Annotated in this window: 13 protein-coding genes and 2 tRNA genes; 13 read left to right on the top strand and 2 right to left on the bottom strand. The window is 64.3% G+C overall.

Translation table 11 applies throughout. The features are described 5' to 3' along the window. The 3 genes from RMN84_RS11190 to RMN84_RS11180 all read left to right on the top strand — a co-directional run. On the top strand, positions 1–1,057 hold a 1,057-nt coding region (locus RMN84_RS11190), incomplete at its 5' end, for a S16 family serine protease (RefSeq protein WP_309612247.1). A 105-nt stretch (positions 1,058–1,162) separates the two neighbouring features. Next, positions 1,163–1,435 carry an HU family DNA-binding protein gene (locus tag RMN84_RS11185; protein WP_309612246.1) on the top strand — a complete coding sequence of 91 codons (273 nt, stop codon included), beginning with the start codon at positions 1,163–1,165 and terminating at the stop codon, positions 1,433–1,435. Positions 1,436–1,500: 65 nt separating this feature from the next. After that, a tRNA-Val gene (locus RMN84_RS11180) sits at positions 1,501–1,575 on the top strand. A gap of 17 nt (positions 1,576–1,592) precedes the next feature. On the opposite strand, the gene RMN84_RS11175 is transcribed toward RMN84_RS11180, so the two are convergent. Further along, the gene (locus tag RMN84_RS11175) at positions 1,593–2,312 is read right to left on the bottom strand and encodes a Crp/Fnr family transcriptional regulator (protein ID WP_309612245.1); all 720 of its coding nucleotides are present in this window, start codon (positions 2,310–2,312) and stop codon (positions 1,593–1,595) included. A 207-nt stretch (positions 2,313–2,519) separates the two neighbouring features. Between RMN84_RS11175 and RMN84_RS11170 the strand changes: the two genes are divergently transcribed. The 9 genes from RMN84_RS11170 to RMN84_RS11130 all read left to right on the top strand — a co-directional run bounded on the left by RMN84_RS11170 (position 2,520) and on the right by RMN84_RS11130 (position 6,801). Continuing rightward, positions 2,520–2,596: transfer RNA gene (locus RMN84_RS11170), tRNA-His, on the top strand. 29 nt (positions 2,597–2,625) lie between these two features. Further along, positions 2,626–3,672, top strand: a complete 1,047-nt coding sequence (locus tag RMN84_RS11165; RefSeq protein ID WP_309612244.1) for a Glu/Leu/Phe/Val dehydrogenase dimerization domain-containing protein — start codon at positions 2,626–2,628, stop codon at positions 3,670–3,672. A 156-nt stretch (positions 3,673–3,828) separates the two neighbouring features. Beyond that, positions 3,829–4,035 carry a cold-shock protein gene (locus RMN84_RS11160; RefSeq protein WP_309612243.1) on the top strand — a complete coding sequence of 69 codons (207 nt, stop codon included), beginning with the start codon at positions 3,829–3,831 and terminating at the stop codon, positions 4,033–4,035. Between the two features lie 74 nt (positions 4,036–4,109). Further along, positions 4,110–4,310, top strand: coding sequence for a hypothetical protein (locus RMN84_RS11155; protein ID WP_309612242.1), 201 nt, complete (start codon positions 4,110–4,112; stop codon positions 4,308–4,310). Positions 4,311–4,352: 42 nt separating this feature from the next. After that, positions 4,353–5,072, top strand: a complete 720-nt coding sequence (gene ccmC, locus RMN84_RS11150) for a heme ABC transporter permease CcmC (protein WP_309612241.1) — start codon at positions 4,353–4,355, stop codon at positions 5,070–5,072. After that, positions 5,069–5,200 (top strand): heme exporter protein CcmD, encoded by a 132-nt coding sequence (gene ccmD, locus RMN84_RS11145; RefSeq protein ID WP_309612240.1) that lies wholly within the window; start codon positions 5,069–5,071, stop codon positions 5,198–5,200. The genes ccmC and ccmD overlap by 4 nt, the downstream gene beginning before the upstream one ends. Before the next feature lie 2 nt (positions 5,201–5,202). Next, the gene (ccmE, locus tag RMN84_RS11140) at positions 5,203–5,649 is read left to right on the top strand and encodes a cytochrome c maturation protein CcmE (RefSeq protein WP_309612239.1); all 447 of its coding nucleotides are present in this window, start codon (positions 5,203–5,205) and stop codon (positions 5,647–5,649) included. A gap of 13 nt (positions 5,650–5,662) precedes the next feature. Further along, positions 5,663–6,199 carry a redoxin family protein gene (locus RMN84_RS11135; RefSeq protein WP_309612238.1) on the top strand — a complete coding sequence of 179 codons (537 nt, stop codon included), beginning with the start codon at positions 5,663–5,665 and terminating at the stop codon, positions 6,197–6,199. Beyond that, positions 6,196–6,801 carry a tetratricopeptide repeat protein gene (locus tag RMN84_RS11130; protein WP_309612237.1) on the top strand — a complete coding sequence of 202 codons (606 nt, stop codon included), beginning with the start codon at positions 6,196–6,198 and terminating at the stop codon, positions 6,799–6,801. The genes RMN84_RS11135 and RMN84_RS11130 overlap by 4 nt, the downstream gene beginning before the upstream one ends. On the opposite strand, the gene ald is transcribed toward RMN84_RS11130, so the two are convergent. Continuing rightward, positions 6,798–7,898 (bottom strand): alanine dehydrogenase, encoded by a 1,101-nt coding sequence (gene ald / locus RMN84_RS11125; protein WP_309612236.1) that lies wholly within the window; start codon positions 7,896–7,898, stop codon positions 6,798–6,800. The two genes, RMN84_RS11130 and ald, sit on opposite strands and share 4 nt — an antisense overlap. Before the next feature lie 111 nt (positions 7,899–8,009). On the opposite strand from ald, the gene RMN84_RS11120 reads away from it, so the two are divergent. Next, positions 8,010–8,540: KUP/HAK/KT family potassium transporter (locus RMN84_RS11120; protein WP_405051481.1), on the top strand; the 531-nt coding region annotated here is incomplete at its 3' end.

Raw genomic sequence — 8,540 nt, 5'->3', positions numbered from 1 at the left:
CCAGGACCATTATCTCGAACTCGATTACGATCTTAGCGACATCATGTTCGTCACCACGGCGAACTCGCTCGACATGCCCCAGGCGCTGCTCGACCGGATGGAGATCATCCGCCTCGAGGGCTACACCGAGGACGAAAAGGTGCAGATCGCGCGCCGCCACCTGATCCCCAAGCAGATCGAGGCGCATGGGCTGAAGGACGGCGAACTACTGTTCGACGATAGCGGCCTCCACGCCATCCTGCGCCATTATACGCGCGAGGCCGGGGTGCGCACCTTCGAGCGCGAACTGGCCAAGGTCGCGCGCAAGACGCTTCGCCAGATCCTGGAGAAGAAGGTCGAAACGATCACCCTGACCCCGGACAATATCGGTGAGTTCCTCGGCGTCACCCGCTACCGCTATGGCGTAGGCGAGGAAGAGGATCAGGTCGGCGCGGTGACCGGGCTCGCCTGGACCGAAGTCGGCGGGGAACTGCTCACCATCGAGGCGGTTACCGTTCCAGGCAAGGGTGCGATCAAGACCACCGGCAAGCTCGGCGACGTCATGCAGGAATCGATCGCCGCCGCGATGAGCTTCGTCAAGGCGCGATCACCCAGCTATGGCGTGAAGCCCTCGATCTTCAGCCGCAAGGACATTCACGTCCATTTGCCCGAAGGCGCGGTGCCGAAGGATGGACCGTCGGCGGGTATCGGCATGGTCACCGCGATCATTTCGACCCTGACCGGCATTCCGGTGCGTCGCGACGTCGCAATGACCGGCGAAGTCACGCTGCGCGGACGGGTACTCCCGATTGGCGGCCTCAAGGAGAAATTGCTGGCGGCGCTTCGCGGCGGCATCACGACGGTTCTCATTCCGGCGGAGAATGAAAAAGATCTCGCCGAAATTCCGGCCGTCCTTCGCGAAACGCTGGAGATCGTCCCGGTCAGCCACGTCGACGAGGTCTTGGCGCGTGCGCTGACCCAGCCGCTTTGCCCGATCGAATGGACCGAAGCGGATGAACTCGCCGTTGAGCCTGTTCCTTCGGCAGGGTCAGGGCAGGGCACACCGCTCCGCCACTGATTTAACTAGATAATTGCGGCGTAGACTTTGACTTTTGGTTCCGACTTCGCTTCTAGAGACGGGCGGGTCCGGATGCGTTCGCTGACACGCCCACTGGAGCAAGGCATGAACAAGCAGGAATTGATCAATCAGGTTGCGGACCGGGCCGGTCTGGCGCGGGGGGATGCGGCTCGGGCGATCGAAATGATGCTCGAACTGGTGACGAGTACGCTGAAGCGCGGCGACGAAGTTCGCCTGGTCGGGTTTGGAAATTTCTCGGTTACGCGGCGCAAGGCGTCGATCGGCCGCAACCCCCGCACTGGCGAACCGATGCAGATCAAGTCGAGCGCCCAGCCCAAGTTTCGCCCGGGCAAGATCCTCAAGGATGCGGTTCAATAGGCGCGGTCACCGCGGCGCTGGACTCGGCTTTTACCCTCGCCTAAGCGCGTGCCGCGACCGGGCATGGGCGCGTAGCTCAGTGGTAGAGCACACCCTTCACACGGGTGGGGTCGCAGGTTCAATCCCTGCCGCGCCCACCATGCCCCGGCTGTCGATCCTAGTGAAGATAGGCGGCATGGAAACTGCCGACTCGCTGGATTTCAGGCCAGTCCGAAAAATTAATTTCGCGCCCCTTGCGAGTTATCAGCCCTAGGCGTTCGAGTTCCGCGAACACCCGGTTGACGTTGACCGATGTCTGACCCGTGATATCGGCGATCTGCTGCTGCGTGAATGGGTTGAGAAGCGCCTGCTTTTCGACATCGATATGGCTTCGCTTTACCGTTTCGCACAACAAATGCGCGACGCGCGCGGTAGAATCGCGGCGTCCGCAATTGACCAGCCACTCATAGCCAATCGCCGAATGACGCTCCATAAGCTTCATGAAAAACCGGCCGAGCTCAGGATTGACGTCGACGATCGGATCGAAATCCTCGCGCCGGCCGATGAGCACTTCACTGCGCGTGATTGCCTGGATGCCGTAGGCCGCATCGCCATCGCGCGGCAGGATGCCGTCGCCGGCAAAGCGCAGTGCCACGATCTGGCGGCGGCCGCTGCCGTCGGACTTATATTTGCTGAGCAGGCCCGAGCACACGAACATGACTTCGTCGCGCGCGACGCCGGGTTCGCGGAATGGGCGACGCGGCTCGACGATGACCGTCCTGTGGGGCATCTCCTCGAGCTTCTTCGCGAAATCCGCACCCAGTCCCGCGGCAATCAGCGTTTCGGCCAGGCTGACGCTGCTGCGCTTCACCCCGACATATTTCCGATTCGTTGCCATAATCTCTCCAAACGTTTGGCTGTTCTTGATATTACGTCAAACGCTCGTCACAGTTTTGTAATATTTCAGATTGCTTATCCTTGAATATTGATCAGGCCAAGCAACATGCGACGAATGGCGTGTGTTCGAAGTTGGCGTTGACCGGCCTCCCTTGCCAATTCCGACCCCTCGTCATAAACAGCCCGCGCACCCCACCGGTGCATCGTGGCGATCGTAGCTCAGTTGGTTAGAGCATCGGTTTGTGGTACCGAGGGTCGCGGGTTCAAGCCCCGTCGATCGCCCCATTTCTCAATATTTCGAGGGCGTTTTCCACATGCTGACCCCGTGGGGTTTTCCTGATTTCGATGCGCACGAAGCGCTTCACTTCATCGCTGACGAGGCGAGCGGCTTACGTGCGATCATCGCGGTCCATTCCACGCACCTCGGCCCCGCAACCGGCGGCACTCGCTTCTGGCACTACGCCGACGACGCCGATTCGCTGACCGACGTGCTGCGGCTGTCGCGCGGGATGAGCTACAAAAACGCGATGGCCGGTTTGCCTCTCGGCGGTGGCAAGGCAGTGATTCTCGCCAGCACGGATCGCACGAAGAGCGTCAATCAGCTTGCCGCCTATGGCAAGGCAATCGCCCAACTCGGCGGCCAATATGTCACCGCCGAGGATGTCGGCATGACTGTCGGCGACATGACTGAGATCGCGCGGCAGACACGCTTTGTCGCCGGACTGCCTGCCGCAGGTGGTGCGGCCGGCGGCGACCCCGGCCCGCACACCTCGCTCGGCGTGTTTCTTGGCATCAAGGCGGCGGTAAAGCGCGCGCTGGACAAGGACAGCGTCGCGGGTCTGCACATCGCGCTTCAGGGCGCCGGCAGCGTCGCCAGTGGCATCGCGCTGCACGCGGCGGCCGAGGGCGCACGGCTGACCATCGCCGATGTCGATCCGGTCCGGGCGCAGACGCTGGCGAATCAGGTCGATGGCACGGTCGTCGATCCCGCTGCACTCCTCGCGATCGAAGCCGACGTCATCAGCCCCAACGCATTGGGCGCGATACTGACCGAGGCGAGCATCGCCGTGCTCAATTGTCCGATCGTCGCGGGCGGGGCCAATAACCAGTTGGCGACCGACGAGGATGGACGGCGGCTGCAGGCACGCGGCATCCTCTACGCCCCCGACTATGTCATCAACGCCGGCGGCATGATCAACGTCTCGACGGAATATATCGGCGACGGCGATGCCGGTGTGGTCCGCCGGCGGATCGAGGCGATCCCCGATCGGCTCGAGCAGATCTGGACTCAAAGCGCCGCCAGCGGACACGATCCGGCAGCGGTCGCCGATGTCATGGCTCAGGCGATGATCGGTCGCTAGACGCTCACTCGTTTGCTATTTTACGCCGTTGCGCCTATGTTCAATGGGCTACCAGTTGCCTGATCGGGTCTGGCTCTACGAGTCCTCTTCCTCTTCTCCGCTACTTCTAGCCGGCGGACGGCAATCGTTTGCCGCAACGGAAAAAGGACTCTTTCCATGATCTCAGGTACCGTCAAATTTTTCAACACCGACAAGGGCTTCGGTTTCATCAAGCCCGATGATGGTTCGAACGATGCGTTCGTCCACATCAGCGCGGTGCAGGCCGCCGGAATGCAGACGCTCAACACTGATCAGCGCGTGAGCTACGAGCTCGAGCCCGATCGCCGCGGCCGCGTCAGCGCGGTCAACCTTCAGGCCGCCTAAACCGGCCCGCGTGCCCGGTCCCTCACGGGGGCCGGGCCGCACCTTCCTGTATTGCCCCCGAAGAGGAGACGTCCATGTCCAGCCAATCCCTCTTCTTCGTCGAACGGCGCGATGCCGAGCAGAAGCTCGCCGACGCCGCGACCCTTGCCAATGTTCGCGACAATCACCTCCGCGCCGCTGCGGCGTGGGATGTGCTCGCCAGCCGCTCGGTCAAGGGTGACCGCCTGCGCGCCGAAGAGCAAAAGCGCAAGGAAGAGCAAGGCCTGACCGCCTGACCCGTTCCCTTCGCGCCTGACTATCGCTAGTCAGGGCGACGAATGCACGCCTTCGCCAATCCCGCCCGCTTCCTGCGCTTCGCACGCCCGGCCACCGGCTGGTCGCTGGCGATCGGCCTCGTGTTAGTCGCCGTCGGAATGCTTGGCGGCCTGTTCGTCACGCCGCCCGACTATCTTCAGGGCGAGACGGTGCGCATCCTCTACATTCACGTCCCTGCTGCCTGGCTCGGCATGGCTGGGTGGGGCGGCATCGCTGCCGCCTCGCTTAGCCAGATCGTCTGGCGTCACCCGCTGGCAGCCATCGCCGGCCGCGCGACCGCGCCCGCCGGCGCTACCTTCGCCGCCGCCTGCCTCGCTACCGGATCGATCTGGGGTCGCCCGACGTGGGGCAGCTGGTGGGAATGGGACGGGCGGCTGACGTCGATGCTGATCCTGTTCTTCCTCTACCTCGGGTACATCGCGCTGGCGTCCGCTGAAAAGGAACGCGGCGGGGACGGGCGCATGGCCGCGATCTTCGGTCTGGTCGGCGCGATCAATCTGCCGATTATCCATTACAGCGTGCTGTGGTGGCGGACGCTTCACCAGGGCCAGAGCATCTCGCTCGGCGGCGGATCGAACATCGCCCCGTCGTTACTGTGGCCGTTGCCGCTGACCCTACTCGGATTCAGCGCAGTGTTCGTCGCCGCCGTCTTGATGCGGATGCGCGCCGAACTCGCCGAAGTGCGGGTCGAAGCGCGGCTACGACGGGAAGCGACCGCATGAATCCGTGGCCGTTCGTCATCGCCGCCTATGCGCTGATGCTGCTCGCCACCGCCGGCCTGCTCGTCTGGGCTGTGTCGGGGATGCGCCGTGCCGAACGTGCTGCCGACGCGCTCAAGCGTCGCGATTGAGAATGAAGGCCAAGAATCAGCGCCTGACCCTCGTCGTGGTTGCGCTCGTCGCAGTGGCCGGTGCGGTGCTGCTCGCGATGTGGGGCCTACGCGACCGCGCCTCGTATTTCTATACGCCGAGCGACATCGCGGCGGGCAAGGCGGCGGGGCAGGGCGACAGCATGGTCCGCCTCGGCGGCATGGTCGTCAAAAATTCGCTCGCCCGCGCGCCCGACGGCGTGACCGTCGCCTTCCGCGTTACCGATGGTCCGGCGACCGTCCCGGTGACCTTCCGCGGCATCCTGCCCAGCCTATTCCGCGAGGGCAGCGGCGTCGTTGCGGAAGGTCGTATGACCGGCACCACCTTTACTGCCGACAACATCCTCGCCAAGCACGACGAGCGTTATATGCCACCACAGCTCGGTAACCAGACTGCGGAACATGGCGCCGGCAAGACGTTGGTTAAGTGATGGTCCGAGCGACATGACCGGCGTTGCCAGGCGCAAATTCACGCCGTTACTCGTCTTCGTCCTGTTCGTCGCCGGGCTGAGCTGGCGCCACAATCTCCCGTCCGCGTCCGCCGTCCTGTCGCAGCAGGTGACATTCGATCTGCCGGCAATGACGTTGCCGTCGGCGCGCGCCGGGCAACTGCCGCTTACTCTGTCAAAGCTGGCGTCCGGTAAGCCGCAGCTGATCAACCTCTTCGGTAGCTGGTGCCTGCCGTGCGTCGCCGAGGCGCGGCAACTAGTGACCCTCAAATCCGAGGGCATCGCCATTACCGGCATCGCGGTTCGCGATCGGCCCGAGGCGGTCACTGCCTTTGTTGCCGCGCATGGCGATCCATTCGGCCGCATCGGCCTCGATCCCGACAGCCGCGCGCAACGCGCGCTCGGCGCAGTCGGCGTGCCGGAAACGCTGGTCATCGATGGCAAGGGGGTCGTCCGGCACCGCTTCATTGGCGGGCTCGATGCAAAGTCACTCGACGACGTCCGCCGCGCATTGGCGGAGGCCGCGGCATGAACGGCTGGCTGATCATGGCCGCGATCGTCGCCGTCGCGCTGGCTCTGCTATGGCTGCTGAGGCTGCGCGGTCCGGTGTTCACCCTCGCCGCCGCGGCGCTGTTGTTCGGCGCGGCCGGTTACGCGGTGCAGGGACGGCCCGGGCTCGCAGGGTCACCGCGCACCACTGCCGATGAGGCCCAGGCCATGTCCCTTGCTCGTGCGCGCCATGCCTTTTTCGGCACCTTCACCGCCGCCGAGCGCTGGCTGATCATGGCCGACAGCTATTCGCGCACCGGCGACACGATGGAGGCGGTGCAGACGATGCAGGCGGCCGTCCGCGCCCACCCCGACGATCCCGAGTTGTGGGTCGGCTTCGGCAATGCCTTTATCGATCATGACGGCATACTGACCCCCTCCGCTCGCTTCGCCTTTTTCCGCGCGATCGAGCTTACGCCGAACAGCCCGGGTCCACGCTTCTTCTACGCCCTTGCGCTGCTGCGGTCAGGCGACCGCGATGGCGCGCTGGCAGAGTGGCGCGCGATCCTTGCCAAGGCTCCGCCGACCGCCAGCTGGCGACCGCTGGTCGAAGGCGGCATCAACTTCGCCGATAGCAGCCGCTAGGCCGGCTCGAACGGCAGGTCGAGCGCTTCGGCCACCGCCTCATGCCGGATCTTGCCGTCCGACACATTCAGCCCATTCGCCAGATGGGGATCCTCCGCCATCGCCGCGTCAGCCCCCAGATTGGCCAGCTTCAGCGCGAACGGCAGCGTGGCATTGTTGAGCGCAAAGGCACTCGTCCGCGCCACCGCGCCGGGCATGTTCGCCACGCAATAATGGATCACGCCATCGATCGTGTAGACCGGGTCGGCATGGGTCGTCGCATGACTGGTCTCGAAGCATCCCCCCTGGTCGATGGCGATGTCGACCAGCACCGACCCGCGCTTCATCGTCTTGAGCATCGCCTTGGTCACCAGCTTGGGCGCCGCCGCGCCGGGCACAAGCACCGCGCCGATCACCAGCTCGGCCTCCTTGACCGCCGCCGCGATCGCCGCCTTTGACGCGAATGCCGTCTTGATCGTCGACCCGAAGTGCATGTCGAGCTCGGCCAGCCGGTCGTGGTTGATGTCGTAGATGGTAACGTCGGCGCGCTGGCCGGTGGCGATCTGCGCGGCATTGATCCCGGCGACCCCGCCGCCGAGGATCGCGACCTTGGCCGGGGCGACGCCCGGCACGCCGCCGAGGAGCACGCCGCGTCCGCCCTGTTCCTTTTCGAGGTAGTGCGCGCCGACCTGGATCGACATGCGCCCGGCGACTTCGCTCATCGGCTTGAGCAACGGCAGCGCGCCCGAGCGCGATGTAACCGTCTCGTAGGCGATGCAGGTCGCGCCCGATTTCATCAGCCCTTCTGCCTGCGGTTTGTCGGCGGCGAGGTGGAGGTAGGTGAACAGCAAATGCCGCCGTTCCAGCATCGCGATCTCGACCGGCTGCGGTTCCTTGACCTTGACGATCATGTCGGCCGCCGCGAAAACGGCCGCGGCGTCGGGCAGGATCGTCGCCCCGACCTTCTCGTAATCGGCGTCCGAAAAATCGATGCCCTTGCCGGCGTTTGTCTCGACCACGACTTCATGGCCGGCGTGGACCAGTTCGCCGACCGAGGCCGGGGTCAGCCCGACGCGATATTCGTGGTTCTTGATTTCCTTGGGCACACCGACGCGCATGGTTCGTCTCTCTCAAATGACGGGTTGCGCGCGATATAGGGCCAGTTTGCAACTTTGTCCCCCGCGATTGCGGGGCAGCGGGGGCGGTGCTAGGCGCAAATGGCAATGACGATCAGCTCCACCGGTGCGGCAGCCGCTGAATCTGCTGAGGAAACGCACCACGGCCACCCCCAGGGATCGCTGGCGAAAATGGCGGTCGGGGCGATCGGGATCGTCTTCGGCGACATTGGCACCTCGCCGATCTACGCTTTCCGAGAGACCTTTTCGGGCCATCACACGCTCGTTCCCGACGCGCTCCACGTTTATGGCGTGCTCAGCCTGATCTTCTGGTCGATGATGATCATAGTATCGTTGAAATACGTCACCATCATCATGCGCGCCGACAACAAGGGTGAGGGCGGCAGCCTCGCGCTGCTCGCCCTGATCAACCGTTCGACCACCGACACCCGCAAATGGGCCAAGGGGATCGTCCTGCTCGGCGTCTTCGCCACGGCGCTATTCTATGGTGACAGCATGATCACGCCGGCCATTTCGGTGCTGTCGGCGGTCGAAGGACTGACCACGGTCGAGGCCGGTCTGGAACCGTATGTGATCCCGATCGCGGTCGTCATCCTGATCGGCCTGTTCCTGATCCAGTCGCGC

It is taken from the genome of Sphingomonas sp., from assembly GCF_031380695.1.
In the GTDB taxonomy this organism is placed as follows: Bacteria; Pseudomonadota; Alphaproteobacteria; order Sphingomonadales; family Sphingomonadaceae; genus Sphingomicrobium.
Note: the sequence above shows the minus strand (reverse complement) of the source record. Positions and strands in the feature narration are given on the sequence as shown.